Consider the following 20,328-nt stretch of genomic DNA (forward strand, 5'->3'; position numbering starts at 1 on the left):
GCTGCGGACCGTGGACGTGGCCACGGGCGAGGCCGCCCAGGCGCACCACCAGCGTTCCGACGTCTCGGCCGTGCCGGCCGCGGGCATCGTCGCCGAGGCGATGGTGGCGCTGGTCCTCGCGGACGCGGTGGCGGAGAAGTTCGGCGGCGACAGCGTGACCGAGACCCGCCGCAACGTCCGGTCCTACCTCGACAGCCTGGCGATCCGGTGAGCAGCGGCCCCGCTGTCGTCCTGGTCGGCCCGATGGGCGTGGGCAAGTCCACGGTCGGGCTGCTGCTGGCCGAGCGGCTGGGCGCCGGCTACCGGGACACCGACGACGACATCGTGGCCGCCGAGGGCCGGTCCATCGCCGACATCTTCGTCGAGGAGGGCGAGCCCGCCTTCCGCGCGATCGAGAAGCGGGCGGTGCGGCGGGCCCTCGCCGAGCACGACGGCGTACTCGCCCTCGGCGGCGGCGCCATCCTCGACGAGGACACCCGGGCCCTGCTCGGCCCGCTGCCCGTGGTGTACCTCTCCATGGACGTCGAGGAGGCCGTCAGGCGCACCGGCCTGAACGTGGCGCGTCCCCTGCTCGCGATCAACCCGCGCAAGCAGTGGCGCGAGCTGATGGAGGCCCGCCGGCACCTGTACGAGGAGGTCGCCACCGCGGTGGTGGCCACCGACGGCCGCGGCCCCGAAGAGGTCGCCGGGGCCGTCCTGGACGCACTGGAGTTGAAGGAAGCATGAGCGAGGCAGTGACGCGGATCCACGTCGGCGGGACCGCGGGCAGCGAGCCCTACGACGTCCTGATCGGCCGTCAGCTCCTCGGTGAACTCGCCGGGTTGATCGGCGAGAAGGCCAAGCGGGTCGCGGTCGTCCACCCCGAGGCCCTCGCCGAGACCGGTGACGCGCTCCGCGCCGACCTGGCCGGACAGGGCTACGAGGCCATCGCCGTCCAGGTGCCCAACGCGGAGGAGGCCAAGACCGCCGAGGTCGCCGCGTACTGCTGGAAGGCGCTCGGCCAGTCCGGCTTCACCCGCACCGACGTCATCGTCGGCGTGGGCGGCGGCGCCACCACGGACCTCGCCGGGTTCGTGGCGGCGACCTGGCTGCGCGGGGTGCGGTGGATCGCCGTGCCGACCACGGTGCTCGCCATGGTCGACGCCGCGGTCGGCGGCAAGACCGGCATCAACACCGCCGAGGGCAAGAACCTCGTCGGCGCCTTCCACCCGCCCGCGGGCGTGCTGTGCGACCTGGCGGCGCTGGACTCCCTCCCGGTCAACGACTACGTCTCCGGACTGGCCGAGGTCATCAAGGCCGGCTTCATCGCCGACCCGGTGATCCTCGACCTGATCGAGTCCGACCCCGAGGCCGCGCGCACCCCGGCCGGCCCGCACACCGCCGAGCTCATCGAGCGCTCCATCAGGGTCAAGGCCGAGGTCGTCTCCGCCGACCTGAAGGAGTCGGGCCCGAGGGAGATGCTCAACTACGGCCACACGCTGGGCCACGCCATCGAGAAGAACGAGCGGTACAAGTGGCGGCACGGCGCGGCGGTGGCCGTGGGTATGCACTTCGCCGCCGAACTGGGCCGTCTGGCGGGCCGGTTGGACGACGCCACGGCCGACCGCCACCGTACGGTCCTGGAGGCCGTGGGCCTGCCCCTGCACTATCGGTACGACCAGTGGCCGAAGCTCCTGGAGACCATGAAGGTCGACAAGAAGTCCCGCGGCGACCTGCTGAGGTTCATCGTGCTGGACGGGCTCGCCAAGCCCACCGTGCTGGAGGGTCCCGACCCGGCCGTGCTGCTGGCCGCGTACGGCGAGGTCGGGCAGTAGGCCCCACCTCGCGCCGTCCGCCGGATTCGCCCCGCGCCCGCGGGCACTTCGCGGCGCCCCCGGCCGTTCACCATGCGGCGGCCGGGGACGGTACCGTTCGGTAGGGAGCGGGGTCGGGCCCCGCTGCCAGCGCCCAACCGCCGCGGCCGACCGGCCGGGACAGACGAGACGGAGTGGCACCGGATGCAGCACGCAGTGGGTTCTCCGCTGCCACCGCCCCACCCCCCGGGGCAGGGACCAAACCCCAACCCCCCGCCCAGCCCCTTGCCCCCGGGCCCACCCCGGCCGGGCCCCCACACCGACCCGCAGCAGCCGGGTCCGCAGGGCCACGGCTCGCAGTACCCGGGCGTCCACCAGGGCGCCGCCCCCGTACCTCCGCCGCCCGGGCAGGCGCCGGTGCCTCCCGTGCCCATCGCCGGGCAAGGGCCCGTGCCTCCCGTGCCCGGTGTCGGGCAGGCGCCCGTGCCTCCCGTGCCCGGTGTTGTCGGCGGGCAGGGGCCCGGGGCTTCGGGGCGTGGGCAGTCTGTGCCAGTGCCGCCTGGGCACGGGCCCGCGGGGCCCGTCCACGGGCACCCGGGTGTGCCGCCCGCGCCGCGGGCTCCGGTGCCGGCGACCGACGTCACCGGGCACGTCCGGCTGCCTCCGGGCGGCCCGGTCGCCATGCCGAGCCCGCCGCCGGCGCACTCCGTGCCCGACCCGACCACCACCACCCTCGCCGTCCTGCTGATCGGACCGGCCGGCGCCGGCAAGACGAGCGTGGCCAAGTACTGGGCCGGCCACCGCCGGGTCCCCACCGCGCACATCAGCCTCGACGACGTCCGCGAATGGGTCCGCTCCGGTTTCGCCGACCCCCAGTCGGGCTGGAACGACAACTCCGAGGCGCAGTACCGCCTCGCCCGCCGCACCTGCGGCTTCGCCGCGCGGAACTTCCTCGCCAACGGCATCTCCTGCATCCTCGACGACGCCGTCTTCCCCGACCGCCCGGTCGTCGGCCTCGGCGGCTGGAAGCGCCACGTCGGCCCCGGCCTGCTCCCGGTCGTCCTCCTGCCCGGCCTGGACGTCGTCCTGGAGCGCAACGCCCGGCGCAGCGGCAACCGCCGCCTCACCGACGAGGAGGTCGCCCGTATCCACGGCCGCATGGCCGGCTGGTACGGCTCGGGCCTGCCGATCATCGACAACTCCCAGCTCGACATCCCCCGGACGGCCCAGCTCCTGGACGACGTACTGGCGCGTGCCCTCACCAGCCCCCCGGCGTGGTGACCCGACCGTTGCCCAGCCTCACCCTCTGAATACGGACGTATCACCCACCGCCCACTCGGACCTCCTCAACCGGCCAAAACCGGGCGGAAATCGTACGCTCGCTTCATGTCAGAGGTGTACGCGGCCCGCCGGACCCGGCTAAGGGAGCGCTGCAACGCGGGCGGCAGCGCGGCGGCGCTGGTGACTCGCCCCGCCAATGTGCGGTACCTCGCGGGCGCTGCCCCGCACGGTGCCGTCCTGCTCCTCGGAAAGCACGAGGACCTGCTGGTGTGCCAGAGCCCACCGGACGACCGGCCCTACGAGGGGCGTCCCGACGAGGCGGTGAGGGTCCAGGTGCTTCCCCAGCCGGGCGGCGACCCGGCCGTCGCCGCCGCCGGGCTCGCCCAGACCCAGGGCGCCGACTCGCTCGCCATCGAGGAGCACCATCTCACCGTGGCCCGCCACCGTGCCCTGGCCTCGGTCGCGCCCAGACTCCGCCTCGCCGACCTCGGCAGCGCGGTCGAACAGCTCAGGGTGGTCAAGGACGAGGAGGAGATCTCCTGCCTGAGAATCGGCGCCGAGATCGCCGACCAGGCCCTGGGCGAACTCCTGGAGTCCATCCTCGTCGGCCGCACCGAGCGCCATCTCGCCCTGGAACTGGAGCGGCGCCTGGTCGACCACGGCGCCGACGGCCCCGCCTTCCCCACCTCCGTGGCCACCGGCCCCAACTCGGGCCGGCGCGGCCACCGCCCCACCGACCGCCGGGTCGAGGAGGGTGACTTCCTCTCGGTGTGCCTGGGCGCCGCCTACCGCGGCTACCGCTGCGAGATCGGCCGCACCTTCGTCATCGGCACCTCTCCCGCGGACTGGCAGATCCAGCTGTACGACCTGGTCTTCGCAGCCCAGCGGGCCGGCCGCGAGGCGCTGGCCCCGGGCGCGGCCTACCGGGACGTGGACCGCGCCGCACGGCAGGTGCTGGACTCCGCCGGGTACGCCGAGGGGCTGCAGTCCCTCACCGGGCACGGCGTGGGACTCGAAATCGACGAGGACCCGCAGTTGGCCCCCGCGGCCATGGGTAAACTGGACGCTTGCGTGCCGGTCACCGTCGAACCGGGGGTCCACCTCCCGGGCCGGGGCGGTGTCCGGATCGATGACACGCTCGTCGTACGCCCCGAGGCGGACGGCGGACCCGAGCTACTCACCATCACGACCAAGGAGCTGCTCGCGTTGTAGGCGCGTGCCCCGGGGTCGTCCACGTAAGTCCAGGAGATTGAAGCAACCGTGGCTTCCACGAACGACCTCAAGAACGGCATGGTGCTCAAGCTCGAAGGCGGCCAGCTCTGGTCCGTCGTCGAGTTCCAGCACGTCAAGCCCGGCAAGGGCCCGGCCTTCGTGCGCACCAAGCTCAAGAACGTGCTCTCCGGCAAGGTCGTCGACAAGACCTTCAACGCCGGCGTCAAGGTCGAAACGGCCACCGTCGACAAGCGCGACATGCAGTTCTCCTACATGGACGGCGAGTACTTCGTCTTCATGGACATGGAGACCTACGACCAGCTGCACATCGACCGCAAGGCCGTCGGCGACGCCGCCAACTTCCTGGTCGAGGGCTTCACCGCCACCGTCGCGCAGCACGAGGGCGAGGTGCTCTTCGTGGAGCTCCCGGCCGCCGTCGAGCTGACCATCGCCGAGACCGAGCCGGGCCTCCAGGGCGACCGCTCCACCGGCGGCACCAAGCCCGCCACGCTGGAGACCGGTCACCAGATCCAGGTCCCCCTCTTCATCACCACCGGTGAGAAGATCAAGGTCGACACCCGCACGAGCGACTACCTCGGCCGGGTGAACAGCTAACCGTGGCCGCCCGCAACACGGCTCGCAAGCGTGCCTTCCAGATCCTCTTCGAGGGCGACCAGCGCGGCGCCGACGTCCTGACCGTCCTAGCGGACTGGATCCGGCTCTCCCGGTCCGACACCCGGCAGCCGCCGGTCAGCGAGTACACGATGCAGCTGGTCGAGGGATACGCCGAGCACGCGACCCGCATCGACGAGCTGATCGCCCAGTACGCCGTCGGCTGGACCCTGGACCGCATGCCGGTCGTCGACCGCAACATCCTGCGGCTCGGCGCCTACGAGCTCATCTGGGTGGACGAGACCCCGGACGCCGTAGTGCTGGACGAGATGGTCCAGCTGGCGAAGGAGTTCTCCACGGACGAGTCGCCCTCGTTCGTCAACGGCCTGCTCGGCCGGCTCAAGGACCTCAAGCCCTCGCTGCGCCGCGACGCGAGCAACGACGCGTGAGAACAGCCGGACGGACACATGCCGAGGGGCCCGCAGCGCAGCCGCTGCGGGCCCCTCGGCATTGCCGCGGTCCCCTCGGCCCGCCGAGGGCCGTGAGGGCCGCTGGGGGCCGCGAAGGCCTGTCAGGAAGGCCCTCGGACGGCCGCCGGGGTGGCCGGAACCGTGAAGTTCCGGCCACCCCGGCGGCACGTTTCTGCTGAGGTGGGCGAGGCCCGAGAGGCTCAGGCCTCCTCGTGGGACGCCACCGCGCGGCGCGCGTCCGCGTCCAGTACGCCCCAGCTGATCAGCTGCTCGGTGAGGACGGAGGGCGACTGGTCGTAGATGACCGCGAGGGTGCGCAGGTCGTCCTGGCGGATCGAGAGCACCTTGCCGTTGTAGTCACCGCGCTGGGACTGGATCGTCGCGGCGTAGCGCTGCAGCGGGCCCGCCTTCTCGGCCGGCACGGTGGCCAGCCGCTCCAGGTCCAGGACCAGCTTCGGCGGCGGCTCGGCGGCACCGCCCGGGGTGGTGCCGGGCAGCAGCTCCTGCACGGGGACCCCGTAGAAATCCGCCAGTTCGGCGAGGCGCTGCACGGTCACGGCGCGGTCGCCGCGCTCGTAGGAACCGACCACGACCGCTTTCCACCGGCCCTGGCTCTTCTCCTCGACACCGTGGAGGGAAAGGCCCTGCTGGGTGCGGATCGCCCGGAGCTTGGCCCCGAGCTGTTTGGCGTATTCGCTGGACATATAGCTCCCCGGCACTGTGTCGACGCGGGCTGAGCCGCGCGGCTGGTAACTCACTGTGAGGTTACGCAGCGTTACTCTGCCGCGTCAAGCCGAATGGTCCGCACCGCTTCTTCCCGGCCGGTTGCCGAAGGTTGCGCCAAGGGGGTGATCGGGGCGGTCCCCGGCACCTGCTACCGTGGATGGCGCAATTCCGACGTCCTTTAAGGTCCGTCCCGTGAGGCGGAGAAGGAGGTCCGTTTCGTATGGACACGCAGAACCCGCAGGCATCCGATGCGCGGCCCGTTCTCGAGGGCCCCGACATCGCGCGGGCGCTGACCCGCATCGCCCACGAGATCGTCGAGCGCGCCAAGGGCGCCGACGACGTGGTGCTCCTCGGCATTCCGACCCGTGGCGTCTTCCTCGCCCAGCGGCTCGCCGCCAAGCTCGAGCAGATCACCGAGCGCAAGATCCCCCGGGGCTCGCTCGACATCACCATGTACCGCGACGACCTGCGCATGCACCCGCCGCGTGCGCTGGCCCGCACCGAGATCCCCGGTGACGGCATCGACGGCAAGCTGGTCGTCCTCGTCGACGACGTGCTCTTCTCCGGCCGCACCATCCGCGCCGCCCTCGACGCCCTGAACGACATCGGGCGCCCCCGAGCGGTGCAGCTCGCCGTCCTCGTGGACCGCGGTCACCGCGAACTGCCCATCCGCGCCGACTACGTCGGCAAGAACCTCCCCACGTCGCTGCGGGAGGCGGTCAAGGTCCAGCTCGCCGAGGAGGACGGCCGCGACACCGTGCTGCTCGGCGTCAAGCCGGCCGCCCCGGGCGAGCGGCAGCCGTAGCCCACGCGCGCGTACCTCCCGCCGTAGGTCCCGCGCGTGTGCCGTCACGCGCCCTGTGCCCGAATTCTCCTGAATGAACTGCCTTACGGAGCCTGACAGATGCAGCGTCATCTCATCTCGGCCGCCGACCTCTCCCGCGACGACGCCGTCCTGATCCTCGACACCGCCGAGGAGATGGCCCGGGTCGCCGACCGGCCGATCAAGAAGCTGCCGACCCTGCGCGGCCGCACCGTCGTCAACCTCTTCTTCGAGGACTCCACCCGGACCCGGATCTCCTTCGAGGCCGCCGAGAAGCGGCTGTCCGCGGACGTCATCAACTTCACCGCCAAGGGTTCGAGCGTGTCCAAGGGCGAGTCCCTGAAGGACACCGCCCAGACCCTGGAGGCCATGGGCGTCGACGCCGTGGTCATCCGGCACGGCGCCTCCGGCGCCCCCTACCGGCTGGCCAACTCCGGCTGGATCGACGCCGCCGTCATCAACGCCGGTGACGGCACCCACCAGCACCCCACCCAGGCCCTGCTCGACGCCTTCACCATGCGCCGCCGGCTGACCGGCCGGGACGCGGGCCTCGGCCAGGACCTGTCCGGCAGGCGCGTCACCATCGTCGGCGACGTGCTGCACAGCCGGGTCGCCCGCTCCAACGTCGACCTGCTGCACACCCTCGGCGCCGACGTCACCCTGGTCGCCCCGCCCACCCTGCTGCCGGTCGGCGTCGGGTCCTGGCCCTGCGAGGTCTCCTACGACCTCGACGCCACGCTGCCCAAGTCGGACGCGGTGATGATGCTCCGCGTCCAGCGCGAGCGGATGAACGCCGCCTTCTTCCCCACCGAGCGCGAGTACTCCCGCCGCTACGGCCTCGACGGCGACCGCATGGCGCGGATGCCCGAGCACGCCATCGTGATGCACCCCGGCCCCATGGTCCGGGGCATGGAGATCACCGCCGAGGTCGCCGACTCGCCCCGCTGCACCGTCGTCGAGCAGGTCGCCAACGGCGTCTCCATCCGGATGGCCGTGCTGTACCTGCTGCTCGGCGGCAACGAGCCCGCCGTCACCCACGCCCGCACCACCGAGGAGAAGTAAGAAACATGAGCAAGATCCTGATCCGCGGTGCCAAGGTGCTCGGCGGCGCGCCGCAGGACGTGCTGATCGACGGCGAGATCGTCGCGGAGGTGGGCGATGGGCTGAACGCCGAGGGCGCCGAGGTCGTCGAGGCGGCCGGCAAGGTGCTCCTGCCGGGCCTGGTCGACCTGCACACCCACCTGCGCGAGCCCGGCCGCGAGGACTCCGAGACCGTCCTCACCGGCACCCGCGCGGCCGCCTCCGGCGGCTACACCGCCGTGTTCGCCATGGCCAACACCTTCCCCGTGGCCGACACCGCCGGCGTGGTCGAGCAGGTCTGGCGGCTGGGCAAGGAACACGGCTACTGCGACGTGCAGCCCATCGGCGCCGTCACCGTGGGCCTGGAGGGCAGGAAGCTCGCCGAACTCGGGGCCATGCACGAGTCCGCCGCAGGGGTCACCGTCTTCTCCGACGACGGCAAGTGCGTCGACGACGCGGTGATCATGCGCCGGGCGCTGGAGTACGTGAAGGCCTTCGGCGGGGTCGTCGCGCAGCACGCGCAGGAGCCCCGCCTGACCGAGGGCGCCCAGATGAACGAGGGCGTCGTCTCCGCCGAGCTGGGCCTGGGTGGCTGGCCGGCCGTCGCGGAGGAGTCCGTCATCGCCCGTGACGTGCTGCTCGCCGAGCACGTCGGCTCCCGCGTCCACATCTGCCACCTGTCGACCGCCGGGTCCGTCGAGATCGTCCGCTGGGCCAAGTCCCGCGGCATCGACGTCACCGCCGAAGTCACCCCGCACCACCTGCTCCTGACCGACGAGATGGTGCGCACCTACAACCCGGTCTACAAGGTCAACCCGCCGCTGCGCACCGAGCGGGACGTGCGCGCCCTGCGCGAGGCGCTCGCCGACGGCACCATCGACATCGTCGCCACCGACCACGCCCCGCACCCGCACGAGGACAAGGACTGCGAGTGGGCCGCGGCCGCCATGGGCATGGTCGGCCTGGAGACCGCGCTGTCGGTGGTCCAGGAGACCATGGTCGACACCGGCCTGCTGGACTGGGCGGGCGTCGCCGACCGCATGTCCTTCGCCCCGGCCCGGATCGGGCGCGCCACCGGCCACGGACGCCCCGTCTCGGCAGGTGAGCCCGCCAACCTCACCCTGGTCGACACGGAATACCGTGGGCAGGTGGACCCCGCGGGCTTCGCCTCGCGCAGCCGCAACACCCCGTACGAGGGACGCGAGCTGCCGGGCCGTGTCACCCACACGTGGCTCCGGGGCAAGGCCACGCTCGTCGACGGGAAGCTCACGTGACATCTGCAACTTGGCTCGCGACCGGACTGGCGAAGGGGCTCGCCGCCGAGGAGAAGTCGGCCACGGTCACCGACTGGTCCGGGCGCATCGGCTGGCTCGTCGGCCTGGCCCTCTTCGTCGCCCTCGTCTACTGGCTGATGCGGGAGGGCTGGAAGTGGCGGGCCACCCTCCAGGGCGACCTGCCCGAGCTGCCCCAGTCGCCGGACGACCCCGGCCCGGCGAAACTGACGACGACCGGCCGCTACCACGGCTCCACGACCGCCGGCCAGTGGCTGGACCGCATCGTGGCGCACGGCCTGGGCACCCGCAGCCGGGCGGAGCTCACCCTGACGGACGCCGGACTGGACGTCGTACGCCCCGGAGCCGCGGACTTCTTCGTCCCCGCGGACCGACTGCGCGGCGCGCGGCTCGACAAGGGCATCGCCGGCAAGGTCCTCACCGAGGGCGGCCTGCTGGTGGTGACCTGGGAGCACGGCGGCAGGCTGCTCGACTCGGGGTTCCGCTCCGACCGGGCCGCCGAGCACACCGAGTGGGTCGAGGCCATCAACTCCATGACCGCAACGAAGCACGGAACGACCACCACGGAAGGCGTCGAACGATGACCACCTCCACCAGGGGAACCACCCGAAAGGTTCCCGCCGTACTCGTCCTGGAGGACGGCCGGGTCTTCCGCGGCCGCGCCTACGGGGCCGTGGGGGAGACGTTCGGCGAGGCCGTGTTCTCCACCGGCATGACCGGCTACCAGGAGACCCTCACCGACCCCTCGTACCACCGCCAGGTCGTCGTCATGACGGCCCCGCACGTCGGCAACACCGGCGTCAACGACGAGGACCCCGAGTCCGGGCGCATCTGGGTCTCCGGCTACGTCGTGCGCGACCCCGCGCGGGTGCCGTCCAACTGGCGCTCGCGGCGCTCCCTGGACGACGAGCTCGCCGCGCAGGGCGTCGTCGGCATCAGCGGCATCGACACTCGCGCCCTCACCCGCCACCTGCGCGAGCGCGGCGCCATGCGCGTCGGCATCTTCAGCGGCGACGCCGTCAAGGACGACGCCACCCTCCTCGCGCGCGTGCAGGAGGCCCCCGGGATGCTCGGCGCCGACCTGTCCGCCGAGGTCGCCACCAAGGACGCCTACGTCGTCCCCGCGGTCGGCGGGAAGAAGTACACCGTCGCCGCCGTCGACCTCGGCATCAAGGGCATGACACCGCACCGCATGGCCGAGCGGGGCATCGAGGTGCACGTCCTCCCGGCCACCGCCACGGTCGAGGACGTCTACGCGGTCCAGCCCGACGGCGTGTTCTTCTCCAACGGTCCGGGCGACCCGGCCACCGCCGACCACCCGGTCTCCGTGATGCGGGGCGTCCTGGAGCGCGGTACGCCGCTGTTCGGCATCTGCTTCGGCAACCAGATCCTCGGCCGCGCGCTCGGCTTCGGCACCTACAAGCTGAAGTACGGCCACCGCGGCATCAACCAGCCGGTCCAGGACCGTACGACCGGCAAGGTCGAGGTCACCGCGCACAACCACGGATTCGCCGTGGACGCCCCGACCGACCGGGTCTCCGACACCCCCTTCGGCCGTGTCGAGGTCTCCCATGTCTGTCTCAATGACAACGTGGTGGAGGGTCTCGCCCTGCTCGACAAGCCGGCCTTCAGCGTCCAGTACCACCCCGAAGCGGCAGCGGGCCCGCACGACGCCGCCTACCTGTTCGACCGCTTTGTCTCCCTGATGGAGGGCCAGCGTGCCTAAGCGCACCGATATCCAGTCCGTCCTGGTCATCGGCTCCGGCCCGATCGTCATCGGCCAGGCCGCCGAGTTCGACTACTCCGGCACCCAGGCGTGCCGCGTCCTGAAGTCCGAGGGTCTGCGTGTGATCCTCGTGAACTCCAACCCGGCGACGATCATGACCGACCCGGAGATCGCCGACGCCACCTACGTCGAGCCGATCACCCCGGACTTCGTGGAGAAGATCATCGCCAAGGAGCGGCCCGACGCCCTGCTGCCCACACTGGGCGGCCAGACGGCCCTCAACACCGCCATCTCGCTGCACGAGAACGGCGTCCTCGACAAGTACGGCGTCGAGCTGATCGGCGCCAACGTCGAGGCCATCCACAAGGGCGAGGACCGCGACCAGTTCAAGCTGGTCGTCGAGGAGGTCCGCAAGAAGACCGGCCACGGCGAGTCCGCCCGCTCGGTCATCTGCCACACCATGGACGACGTCCTCGCCGGCGTCGAGGAGCTCGGCGGCTACCCGGTCGTCGTCCGCCCCTCCTTCACCATGGGCGGCGCCGGCTCCGGCTTCGCCCACGACGAGGACGAGCTGCGCCGCATCGCCGGCACCGGCCTCACGCTCTCCCCGACCACCGAGGTCCTCCTGGAGGAGTCCATCCTCGGCTGGAAGGAGTACGAGCTGGAGCTGATGCGCGACAAGAACGACAACGTCGTGGTCGTCTGCTCCATCGAGAACTTCGACCCGATGGGCGTGCACACCGGCGACTCCATCACCGTCGCCCCGGCGATGACGCTCACCGACCGCGAGTACCAGGTGCTGCGCGACATGGGCATCGCCATCATCCGCGAGGTCGGCGTCGACACCGGCGGCTGCAACATCCAGTTCGCGGTCAACCCCGTGGACGGCCGGGTCATCGTCATCGAGATGAACCCGCGCGTGTCGCGCTCCTCGGCCCTGGCGTCCAAGGCGACCGGCTTCCCCATCGCCAAGATCGCCGCCAAGCTCGCCGTCGGCTACACCCTCGACGAGATCCCCAACGACATCACCCGGGAGACCCCGGCCTCCTTCGAGCCGACCCTGGACTACGTCGTCGTCAAGGCGCCCCGGTTCGCCTTCGAGAAGTTCCCGCAGGCCGACTCCACGCTGACCACCACCATGAAGTCGGTCGGCGAGGCCATGGCCATCGGCCGCAACTTCACCGAGGCCTTCCAGAAGGCGCTGCGCTCGCTGGAGAAGAAGGGCAGCCAGTTCACCTTCGTCGGCGAGCCCGGCGACAAGGACGAGCTGCTGCGCGAGGCCGTACGGCCCACCGACGGCCGGATCAACACCGTCATGGAGGCCATCCGCGCGGGCGCGACGCCGGAGGAGGTCTTCGAGTACACGAAGATCGACCCCTGGTTCGTCGACCAGCTGTTCCTCATCAAGGAGATCGCCGACGAACTGGCCGACGCCACCGAGCTGACCGCCGGCCTGCTCGCCGAGGCCAAGCGGCACGGCTTCTCCGACCAGCAGATCGCCGGGATCCGCGGACTGCGCGAGGACGTGGTCCGCGAGGTGCGCCACGCCCTCGGCATCCGCCCGGTCTACAAGACGGTCGACACCTGCGCCGCCGAGTTCGCCGCCAGGACGCCGTACTTCTACTCCTCCTACGACGAGGAGACCGAGGTCGCCCCGCGCGAGAAGCCCGCGGTGATCATCCTGGGCTCCGGCCCCAACCGCATCGGCCAGGGCATCGAGTTCGACTACTCCTGCGTCCACGCCTCCTTCGCGCTGTCCGACGCCGGGTACGAGACCGTGATGGTCAACTGCAACCCGGAGACCGTCTCCACCGACTACGACACCTCCGACCGGCTGTACTTCGAGCCGCTCACCCTGGAGGACGTCCTGGAGATCGTCCACGCCGAGCGGCAGGCGGGCCCCGTCGCCGGTGTCGTGGTCCAGCTCGGCGGCCAGACCCCGCTGGGCCTCTCGCAGGCGCTCAAGGACAACGGCGTGCCGATCGTCGGCACCTCGCCCGAGGCCATCCACGCGGCCGAGGACCGGGGCGCCTTCGGCCAGGTCCTCGCCGAGGCCAGCCTCCCCGCCCCCAAGCACGGCACCGCCACCACCTTCGCCCAGGCCAAGACCATCGCCGACGAGATCGGCTACCCGGTCCTGGTGCGGCCCTCCTACGTCCTGGGCGGCCGCGGCATGGAGATCGTGTACGACGAGGCGCGCCTGGAGTCGTACATCGCCGAGTCGACCGAGATCAGCCCCTCCCGGCCGGTCCTCGTCGACCGGTTCCTCGACGACGCCATAGAGATCGACGTCGACGCGCTCTACGACGGCGAGGAGCTGTACCTGGGCGGCGTCATGGAGCACATCGAGGAGGCCGGCATCCACTCCGGCGACTCGGCGTGCGCCCTCCCGCCGATCACGCTCGGCGGCTTCGACATCAAGCGGCTGCGCGCCTCCACCGAGGCCATCGCGCGCGGCGTCGGGGTGCGCGGTCTGATCAACATCCAGTTCGCGCTGGCCGGCGACATCCTCTACGTCCTGGAGGCCAACCCGCGCGCCTCCCGCACCGTCCCCTTCACCTCGAAGGCGACCGCGGTGCCGCTGGCCAAGGCCGCCGCCCGGATCTCGCTGGGCGCGACCATCGCCGAACTGCGCGAGGAGGGCCTGCTGCCGAAGAACGGCGACGGCGGCACCATGCCGCTGGACGCGCCGATCTCCGTCAAGGAGGCCGTCATGCCGTGGTCCCGCTTCCGGGACATCCACGGCCGCGGCGTCGACACCGTGCTCGGCCCGGAGATGCGCTCCACCGGCGAGGTCATGGGCATCGACTCCGTCTTCGGCACCGCCTACGCCAAGTCGCAGGCGGGCGCCTACGGCCCGCTGCCCACCAAGGGCCGCGCCTTCATCTCGGTCGCCAACCGGGACAAGCGCTCGATGATCTTCCCGGCCCGTGAGCTGGTCGCCCACGGCTTCGAACTGCTCGCCACCTCCGGCACCGCCGAGGTGCTCAAGCGCAACGGCATCAACGCCACCATCGTGCGCAAGCAGTCCGAGGGCGCCGGCCCCAACGGCGAGAAGACCATCGTCCAGCTCATCCACGACGGCGAGGTCGACCTCATCGTCAACACCCCGTACGGCACCGGCGGCCGCCTCGACGGCTACGACATCCGTACGGCGGCCGTGGCGCGCTCGGTGCCCTGCCTGACGACGGTCCAGGCGCTCGCCGCGGCCGTCCAGGGCATCGACGCCCTCAACCACGGCGACGTGGGCGTGCGTTCGCTCCAGGAACACGCACGGTTCCTGACCGCGGCCCGCGACTAGCAGCCCCGAGGGGGACACCGGAAACGGTGTCCCCCTCCTCATGAGGGCTGAAGAGGACTGAAGAGGACTGAAGAGGACCCAAGAGATGTACAAGCTGTTCTTCCGTCTGGTCTTCCGGCGGATGGACCCGGAACGCGCCCACCACCTCGCCTTCCGCTGGATCCGTCTGGCCGTGCGCGTCCCCGTGCTGCGCACATTCCTCGCGGCCGCGCTCGCCCCCCGGTACAAGGAGCTGCGCACCGAGGCCCTCGGGCTGCGCATGCACGGCCCCTTCGGACTGGCGGCCGGCTTCGACAAGAACGCGGTCGCCATCGACGGCATGTCCATGCTGGGCTTCGACCACGTGGAAATCGGCACCGTCACCGGCGAAGCGCAGCCCGGCAACCCCAAAAAGAGGCTGTTCCGCCTCGTCGCGGACCGCGCGCTCATCAACCGCATGGGCTTCAACAACGACGGTTCGCTCGCCGTGGCCGCCCGCCTGGCCTCCCGCACACCCGTCTTCAGGACGGTCGTGGGCGTCAACATCGGCAAGACCAAGGTCGTTCCCGAGGAGGAGGCCGCCGGCGACTACGTGAAGTCCGCCGAGCGCCTCGCGCCCCACGCCGACTACCTCGTCGTCAACGTCTCCTCGCCCAACACCCCCGGCCTGCGCAACCTCCAGGCCACCGAGGCGCTGCGCCCCCTGCTGAGCGGCGTGCGCGAGGCCGCGGACCGGGCCGTGCCGGGGCGCCGGGTGCCGCTGCTGGTCAAGATCGCGCCCGACCTCGCCGACGAGGACGTCGACGCGGTCGCCGACCTCGCCGTGGAGCTCGGTCTGGACGGCATCATCGCCACGAACACCACCATCGCGCGCGAGGGACTCGGTCTGAAGTCCGAACCTTCGCTGGTCAAGGAGACCGGCGGGCTGTCCGGCGCGCCCCTGAAGGCCCGCTCCCTGGAGGTGCTGCGCCGCCTCTACGCGCGCGTGGGCGACCGCATCACCCTGGTCGGCGTCGGCGGCATCGAGGACGCCGAGGACGCCTGGCAGCGCATCCTGGCCGGCGCCACCCTGATCCAGGGCTACAGCGCCTTCATCTACCAGGGCCCCTTCTGGGCCCGCACGATCCACAAGGGACTCGCCGCCCGCCTGCGCACAAGCCCGTACGCCACCCTCGCCGACGCGGTCGGCGCCGACGTGAGGAAGCCCGCATGAGCCCCCTGGAGCCCTTCGGCGCCCGCCTGCGCCGTGCCATGGACGAGCGGGGCCCGCTGTGCGTCGGCATCGACCCGCACGCGTCCCTGCTCGCCGAGTGGGGCCTGAACGACGACGTGGCCGGCCTCGAGCGGTTCAGCCGCACGGTGGTCGAGGCCGTGGCCGGCCGGGTCGCCGTCCTCAAGCCGCAGAGCGCCTTCTACGAGCGTTTCGGCTCCCGTGGCCTCGCCGTCCTGGAGAAGTCGGTGGAGGAGGCCCGCGCGGCCGGCGCCCTGGTCGTCATGGACGCCAAGCGCGGCGACATCGGCTCGACCATGGCCGCCTACGCCGAGTCCTTCCTGCGCAAGGACGCCCCGCTGTTCTCGGACGCCCTGACCGTCTCGCCCTACCTCGGCTACGGCTCGCTGAGGCCCGCCGTCGACCTGGCCCGGGAGAGCGGCGCCGGCCTGTTCGTGCTGGCGCTGACCTCCAACCCCGAGGGAGGCGAGGTCCAGCACGCCGTCCGCGCCGACGGGCGGGACGTCGGCGCGACGATGCTCGCGCACCTGGCCGAGGAGAACGCGGGGGCGCGGCCGCTGGGCTCCTTCGGCGCGGTGGTGGGCGCCACGCTCGGCGACCTCTCGTCGTACGACCTGGCGGTCAACGGGCCGCTGCTCGCGCCCGGCATCGGCGCCCAGGGGGCGACCGCGGCCGATCTTCCTCGGGTTTTCGGTGCGGCGGTGCGCAATGTCGTCCCGAACGTCAGCCGGGGAGTGCTGCGTCACGGTCCCGATCCGGTCGCGCTGCGTGACGCCGCGGAGCGGTTCGCCGAGGAAATCCGGGCCGCGGTGGACTCGGCGTGAGCCCTCGGTGAGCGGTCCGGGGCGGCCTTGAGTCTGGATACATCCTCAAATCCAGGGCACTATGTCCTAAATGTCCGTCCTGAGCGAGGCTGACCAGGACTTTTCCTCTGTTCTCGCTGACTCTGGCGTCCCTGACCGCTAGTCTCCGTCGAGTGGGGCCACCTCCCACGCCCTCGAGGCAGTGGGGGAGAGGCGGGCAAGCGTGTTGCTCGTGGCTCCCCAGGTGTGGGGCGACTAGGTTCCTCACCGGTCCGTATCCGACAGTTCGACATCCGAGGTGACGTAGGCGTGGCTCTTCCGCCCCTTACCCCTGAACAGCGCGCAGCCGCGCTCGAAAAGGCCGCCGCGGCTCGCCGGGAGCGGGCCGAGGTCAAGAATCGACTCAAGCACTCCGGCGCCTCCCTGCACGAGGTCATCAAGCAGGGCCAGGAAAACGACGTCATCGGCAAGATGAAGGTGTCCGCCCTTCTTGAGTCCCTGCCGGGCGTGGGCAAGGTCCGCGCCAAGCAGATCATGGAGCGACTCGGCATCTCCGAGAGCCGCCGTGTGCGCGGCCTCGGTTCCAACCAGATCGCGTCCCTGGAGCGCGAGTTCGGCAGCACCGGCTCCTGAGTCCTGGATGCCCGGGGACAGGAGTCCCGGGCAGTCCGGGATTGCTGGAATAATCGCCGCATGGCTGCAACACCCCGGGGGACGACCCCCGTACCCCCGGACGCTCGTCCGCGGCTGACCGTGCTCTCCGGCCCCTCCGGGGTCGGCAAGAGCACGGTCGTCGCTCATATGCGCAAGGAACACCCCGAGGTCTGGCTCTCGGTGTCGGCGACGACCCGCAAGCCCCGCCCCGGTGAGCAGCACGGCGTTCACTACTTCTTCGTCACCGACGACGAGATGGACAAGCTGATCGCCAACGGGGAGCTGCTGGAGTGGGCCGAGTTCGCCGGCAACCGGTACGGCACCCCGCGCACCGCCGTGCTGGAGCACCTGGAGGCAGGGGTCCCGGTCCTGCTGGAGATCGACCTCCAGGGCGCCCGGCAGGTCCGCGAGTCCATGCCCGAGGGCCGGCTGGTCTTCCTGGCCCCGCCGTCCTGGGAGGAGCTGGTGCGCAGGCTCACGGGCCGCGGGACCGAGCCGCCCGAGGTGATCGAGCGCCGGCTGCAGGCCGCGAAGGTCGAGCTGGCGGCCGAGCCCGAGTTCGACGAGACCCTGGTCAACACCTCCGTCGAGGACGTGGCGCGCGAGCTGCTAGCCTTGATGGACGTCGTGTGATCGTGACGGTCACCGTGACGATCGTCGCAGCGACTGATTCTTTCCCATCCATCGGAAGGTAGAGCGTGTCCTCTTCCATCTCCGCGCCCGAGGGCATCATCAACCCGCCGATCGACGAGCTCCTCGAGGCAACCGACTCGAAGTACAGCCTCGTGATCTACGCGGCCAAGCGCGCCCGCCAGATCAACGCGTACTACTCGCAGCTCGGCGAGGGCCTCCTCGAGTACGTCGGTCCTCTCGTCGACACCCACGTCCACGAGAAGCCGCTCTCCATCGCCCTGCGCGAGATCAACGCGGGTCTGCTGACCTCCGAGGCCGTCGAGGGCCCGGGTCAGTAAGTCATATCTGCAGATCGCAGTAGGTTTTTCCACAGGCCCGGCGGCGCGACTGTCGGGCCTGTGGTGTGTAGTGGACCCATACGCCGCCGAGCCAGGCGTGCGGGTGTCGACAGCGGGGAGGCCCGGTGAGCAAGCCCAAGGTCGTTCTGGGAGTCAGTGGCGGCATCGCCGCGTACAAGGCGTGCGAGCTGCTGCGCCGGCTCTCGGAGTCCGGTCATGACGTGCGCGTGGTGCCCACCGCGTCCGCGCTGCACTTCGTCGGCGCCGCCACCTGGTCCGCCCTGTCCGGCAACCCCGTCTCCACCGAGGTCTGGGACGACGTCCACGAGGTCCCGCACGTCCGCATCGGCCAGCACGCCGACCTCGTGGTCGTGGCGCCCGCCACCGCCGACATGCTGGCCAAGGCCGCCCATGGCCTCGCCGACGACCTGCTGACCAACACCCTGCTCACCGCCCGCTGCCCGGTGGTCTTCGCGCCCGCCATGCACACCGAGATGTGGGAGCACCCCGCCACCCAGGAGAACGTGGCGACGCTGCGCCGCCGCGGCGCCGTGGTGATCGAACCGGCGGTGGGCCGCCTGACCGGCGTCGACACCGGCAAGGGCCGGCTGCCCGACCCGGCGGAGATCTTCGAGGTCTGCCGGCGCGTCCTCGCCCGGGGCGCGACCGAGCCGGACCTCGCCGGGCGGCATGTCGTCGTCAGCGCCGGCGGCACCCGCGAGCCCCTGGACCCCGTCCGCTTCCTCGGCAACCGCTCCTCCGGCAAGCAGGGCTACGCCCTCGCGCGCACCGCCGCGGCCCGGGGCGCCCGGGTCACGCTGGTCGCCGCGAACACCGCGCTGGCGGACCCGGCGGGCGTGGACGTTGTCCGCGTGGGGACGGCCGTGCAGCTGCGCGAGGCGGTGCTCAAGGCCGCCGCCGACGCCGACGCGGTGGTCATGGCCGCCGCCGTGGCCGACTTCCGCCCCGCCGCCTATGCCACCGGGAAGATCAAGAAGAAGGACGACCAGGAGCCCGAGCCGATCGTCCTGGTGCGCAATCCGGACGTTCTCGCGGAGATATCGGCCGACCGGGCGCGGTCCGGACAGGTGATCGTGGGCTTCGCCGCCGAGACCGACGACGTCCTCGCCAACGGCCGGGCCAAGCTCGCGCGCAAGGGCTGCGACCTCCTCGTGGTCAACGAGGTCGGGGAGCGCAAGACCTTCGGCGCGGAGGAGAACGAGGCCGTGGTCCTGGGCGCCGACGGCAGCGAAACCCCCGTACCGCACGGGCCGAAGGAGGCCCTGGCGGAGACCGTGTGGGACCTGGTGAGCGCCCGGCTCGGCTGACCGTCCCCGCCGTCCCACGGCCACCTCCCGCCCCGCACTCGGCGCGTGGCGCCTCTGGCCAAGGCCGCCGGGCATTGGGCAGAATGCCCGTGCCGCAGGTCACAGGGCTCCCGAGAGGCGAGACAGGTGGGCCGGTGGCCGAGCGCGACCGATAAACTGTTCTCGGACGACCCGGGCGCAGCCCCCGTGGCGTCCGCCCATGATCAGCCAGCAGCCGCTGCAACCCCAGGGAGCGTTGTGTCCCGTCGCCTGTTCACTTCGGAGTCCGTGACCGAAGGTCACCCCGACAAGATCGCTGATCAGATCAGCGACACCATTCTCGACGCGCTTCTGCGGGAGGACCCGACCTCCCGGGTCGCCGTGGAGACGCTGATCACCACCGGTCTGGTGCACGTGGCCGGCGAGGTCACCACCAAGACCTACGCGGACATCGCCACCCTGGTCCGCAACAAGATCCTCGAGATCGGCTACGACTCCTCGAAGAAGGGCTTCGACGGCGCCTCCTGCGGTGTGTCCGTCTCCATCGGCGCGCAGTCCCCGGACATCGCGCAGGGCGTGGACACCGCGTACGAGTCCCGGGTCGAGGGCGACGAAGACGAACTGGACCGGCAGGGCGCCGGCGACCAGGGCCTGATGTTCGGCTACGCCTCGGACGAGACGCCGACGCTGATGCCGCTGCCGGTCTTCCTGGCGCACCGCCTGTCCAAGCGCCTGTCGGACGTGCGCAAGAACGGCACCATCCCCTACCTGCGCCCCGACGGAAAGACCCAGGTCACCATCGAGTACGACGGCGACAAGGCGGTCCGCCTGGACACCGTGGTCGTCTCCTCGCAGCACGCCAGCGACATCGACCTCGAGTCGCTCCTGGCGCCCGACATCCGCGAGTTCGTGGTGGAGCCGGAGCTGAAGGCGCTCCTGGAGGACGGCATCAAGCTGGACACCGAGGGCTACCGCCTGCTGGTCAACCCGACCGGGCGGTTCGAGATCGGCGGCCCGATGGGCGACGCCGGCCTGACCGGCCGCAAGATCATCATCGACACCTACGG

Annotated in this window: 21 protein-coding genes; 20 read left to right on the top strand and 1 reads right to left on the bottom strand. The window is 71.3% G+C overall.

Features of this window, described 5'->3' with window-relative positions; genetic code table 11:
- From IE249_RS38140 to nusB, 7 genes are all read left to right on the top strand, one after another.
- Positions 1-211 (top strand): chorismate synthase (locus IE249_RS38140; protein ID WP_229859018.1); only part of this gene is annotated, 211 nt, incomplete at its 5' end.
- A gap of 32 nt (positions 212-243) precedes the next feature.
- Positions 244-726 (top strand): shikimate kinase, encoded by a 483-nt coding sequence (locus IE249_RS22555; RefSeq protein ID WP_189707319.1) that lies wholly within the window; start codon positions 244-246, stop codon positions 724-726.
- Positions 723-1,814 (top strand): 3-dehydroquinate synthase, encoded by a 1,092-nt coding sequence (aroB, locus tag IE249_RS22560; RefSeq protein ID WP_189707253.1) that lies wholly within the window; start codon positions 723-725, stop codon positions 1,812-1,814. The genes IE249_RS22555 and aroB overlap by 4 nt, the downstream gene beginning before the upstream one ends.
- 183 nt (positions 1,815-1,997) lie before the next feature.
- Positions 1,998-3,074 (top strand): AAA family ATPase, encoded by a 1,077-nt coding sequence (locus IE249_RS22565; protein ID WP_189707255.1) that lies wholly within the window; start codon positions 1,998-2,000, stop codon positions 3,072-3,074.
- A 105-nt stretch (positions 3,075-3,179) separates the two neighbouring features.
- The gene (locus tag IE249_RS22570; protein WP_189707257.1) at positions 3,180-4,286 is read left to right on the top strand and encodes an aminopeptidase P family protein; all 1,107 of its coding nucleotides are present in this window, start codon (positions 3,180-3,182) and stop codon (positions 4,284-4,286) included.
- A 48-nt stretch (positions 4,287-4,334) separates the two neighbouring features.
- Positions 4,335-4,901 carry an elongation factor P gene (gene efp / locus IE249_RS22575; RefSeq protein ID WP_189707259.1) on the top strand — a complete coding sequence of 189 codons (567 nt, stop codon included), beginning with the start codon at positions 4,335-4,337 and terminating at the stop codon, positions 4,899-4,901.
- A 2-nt stretch (positions 4,902-4,903) separates the two neighbouring features.
- The gene (nusB, locus tag IE249_RS22580) at positions 4,904-5,347 is read left to right on the top strand and encodes a transcription antitermination factor NusB (RefSeq protein ID WP_189707261.1); all 444 of its coding nucleotides are present in this window, start codon (positions 4,904-4,906) and stop codon (positions 5,345-5,347) included.
- A 221-nt stretch (positions 5,348-5,568) separates the two neighbouring features.
- Here nusB and bldD read toward each other — a convergent pair whose 3' ends face one another.
- Entirely contained in the window at positions 5,569-6,072 is a 504-nt protein-coding gene (gene bldD, locus IE249_RS22585; RefSeq protein WP_018570201.1) for a transcriptional regulator BldD, read from the bottom strand.
- A 242-nt stretch (positions 6,073-6,314) separates the two neighbouring features.
- On the opposite strand from bldD, the gene pyrR reads away from it, so the two are divergent.
- From pyrR to metK, 13 genes are all read left to right on the top strand, one after another.
- The gene (gene pyrR / locus IE249_RS22590; protein WP_189707263.1) at positions 6,315-6,899 is read left to right on the top strand and encodes a bifunctional pyr operon transcriptional regulator/uracil phosphoribosyltransferase PyrR; all 585 of its coding nucleotides are present in this window, start codon (positions 6,315-6,317) and stop codon (positions 6,897-6,899) included.
- 99 nt (positions 6,900-6,998) lie between these two features.
- Positions 6,999-7,979 (top strand): aspartate carbamoyltransferase catalytic subunit, encoded by a 981-nt coding sequence (locus IE249_RS22595; RefSeq protein WP_189707265.1) that lies wholly within the window; start codon positions 6,999-7,001, stop codon positions 7,977-7,979.
- Positions 7,980-7,984: 5 nt separating this feature from the next.
- The gene (locus IE249_RS22600) at positions 7,985-9,271 is read left to right on the top strand and encodes a dihydroorotase (RefSeq protein WP_189707267.1); all 1,287 of its coding nucleotides are present in this window, start codon (positions 7,985-7,987) and stop codon (positions 9,269-9,271) included.
- Entirely contained in the window at positions 9,268-9,873 is a 606-nt protein-coding gene (locus IE249_RS22605) for a PH-like domain-containing protein (protein ID WP_189707269.1), read from the top strand. Before IE249_RS22600 ends, IE249_RS22605 begins: the two co-directional genes overlap by 4 nt.
- The gene (gene carA / locus IE249_RS22610) at positions 9,870-11,015 is read left to right on the top strand and encodes a glutamine-hydrolyzing carbamoyl-phosphate synthase small subunit (protein WP_189707271.1); all 1,146 of its coding nucleotides are present in this window, start codon (positions 9,870-9,872) and stop codon (positions 11,013-11,015) included. The genes IE249_RS22605 and carA overlap by 4 nt, the downstream gene beginning before the upstream one ends.
- Positions 11,008-14,316 carry a carbamoyl-phosphate synthase large subunit gene (gene carB / locus IE249_RS22615; RefSeq protein WP_189707273.1) on the top strand — a complete coding sequence of 1,103 codons (3,309 nt, stop codon included), beginning with the start codon at positions 11,008-11,010 and terminating at the stop codon, positions 14,314-14,316. Before carA ends, carB begins: the two co-directional genes overlap by 8 nt.
- A gap of 85 nt (positions 14,317-14,401) precedes the next feature.
- Positions 14,402-15,508: a quinone-dependent dihydroorotate dehydrogenase gene (locus IE249_RS22620; RefSeq protein WP_189707275.1), complete on the top strand. Its 1,107-nt coding sequence runs from the start codon at positions 14,402-14,404 to the stop codon at positions 15,506-15,508.
- On the top strand, positions 15,505-16,350 hold the full coding sequence (gene pyrF, locus IE249_RS22625) for an orotidine-5'-phosphate decarboxylase (RefSeq protein WP_189707278.1): 846 nt from the start codon (positions 15,505-15,507) through the stop codon (positions 16,348-16,350). Before IE249_RS22620 ends, pyrF begins: the two co-directional genes overlap by 4 nt.
- Before the next feature lie 288 nt (positions 16,351-16,638).
- Entirely contained in the window at positions 16,639-16,962 is a 324-nt protein-coding gene (locus tag IE249_RS22630; protein ID WP_003977346.1) for an integration host factor, read from the top strand.
- 60 nt (positions 16,963-17,022) lie between these two features.
- Positions 17,023-17,616 (top strand): guanylate kinase, encoded by a 594-nt coding sequence (gene gmk, locus IE249_RS22635; RefSeq protein WP_189707280.1) that lies wholly within the window; start codon positions 17,023-17,025, stop codon positions 17,614-17,616.
- Between the two features lie 65 nt (positions 17,617-17,681).
- Positions 17,682-17,954 carry a DNA-directed RNA polymerase subunit omega gene (gene rpoZ / locus IE249_RS22640; protein WP_004933985.1) on the top strand — a complete coding sequence of 91 codons (273 nt, stop codon included), beginning with the start codon at positions 17,682-17,684 and terminating at the stop codon, positions 17,952-17,954.
- Positions 17,955-18,079: 125 nt separating this feature from the next.
- Positions 18,080-19,282 (top strand): bifunctional phosphopantothenoylcysteine decarboxylase/phosphopantothenate--cysteine ligase CoaBC, encoded by a 1,203-nt coding sequence (gene coaBC / locus IE249_RS22645; RefSeq protein ID WP_189707282.1) that lies wholly within the window; start codon positions 18,080-18,082, stop codon positions 19,280-19,282.
- Positions 19,283-19,519: 237 nt separating this feature from the next.
- Positions 19,520-20,328 (top strand): methionine adenosyltransferase (metK, locus tag IE249_RS22650; protein ID WP_189707284.1); only part of this gene is annotated, 809 nt, incomplete at its 3' end.

Source organism: Streptomyces anandii JCM 4720 (assembly GCF_014650655.1).
Lineage (GTDB): Bacteria > Actinomycetota > Actinomycetes > Streptomycetales > Streptomycetaceae > Streptomyces > Streptomyces anandii.

What these genes read in the sequence shown, in the direction of transcription:
- IE249_RS22555 (WP_189707319.1), top strand. Translation starts at nt 244, where the DNA reads ATGGGCGTGGGCAAGTCCACGGTCGGGCTGCTGCTGGCCGAGCGGCTG.
- aroB (WP_189707253.1), top strand. Translation starts at nt 723, where the DNA reads ATGAGCGAGGCAGTGACGCGGATCCACGTCGGCGGGACCGCGGGCAGC.
- IE249_RS22565 (WP_189707255.1), top strand. Translation starts at nt 1,998, where the DNA reads ATGCAGCACGCAGTGGGTTCTCCGCTGCCACCGCCCCACCCCCCGGGG.
- IE249_RS22570 (WP_189707257.1), top strand. Translation starts at nt 3,180, where the DNA reads ATGTCAGAGGTGTACGCGGCCCGCCGGACCCGGCTAAGGGAGCGCTGC.
- bldD (WP_018570201.1), bottom strand. Translation starts at nt 6,072, where the DNA reads ATGTCCAGCGAATACGCCAAACAGCTCGGGGCCAAGCTCCGGGCGATC.
- pyrR (WP_189707263.1), top strand. Translation starts at nt 6,315, where the DNA reads ATGGACACGCAGAACCCGCAGGCATCCGATGCGCGGCCCGTTCTCGAG.
- IE249_RS22595 (WP_189707265.1), top strand. Translation starts at nt 6,999, where the DNA reads ATGCAGCGTCATCTCATCTCGGCCGCCGACCTCTCCCGCGACGACGCC.
- IE249_RS22600 (WP_189707267.1), top strand. Translation starts at nt 7,985, where the DNA reads ATGAGCAAGATCCTGATCCGCGGTGCCAAGGTGCTCGGCGGCGCGCCG.
- carA (WP_189707271.1), top strand. Translation starts at nt 9,870, where the DNA reads ATGACCACCTCCACCAGGGGAACCACCCGAAAGGTTCCCGCCGTACTC.
- IE249_RS22620 (WP_189707275.1), top strand. Translation starts at nt 14,402, where the DNA reads ATGTACAAGCTGTTCTTCCGTCTGGTCTTCCGGCGGATGGACCCGGAA.
- pyrF (WP_189707278.1), top strand. Translation starts at nt 15,505, where the DNA reads ATGAGCCCCCTGGAGCCCTTCGGCGCCCGCCTGCGCCGTGCCATGGAC.
- gmk (WP_189707280.1), top strand. Translation starts at nt 17,023, where the DNA reads ATGGCTGCAACACCCCGGGGGACGACCCCCGTACCCCCGGACGCTCGT.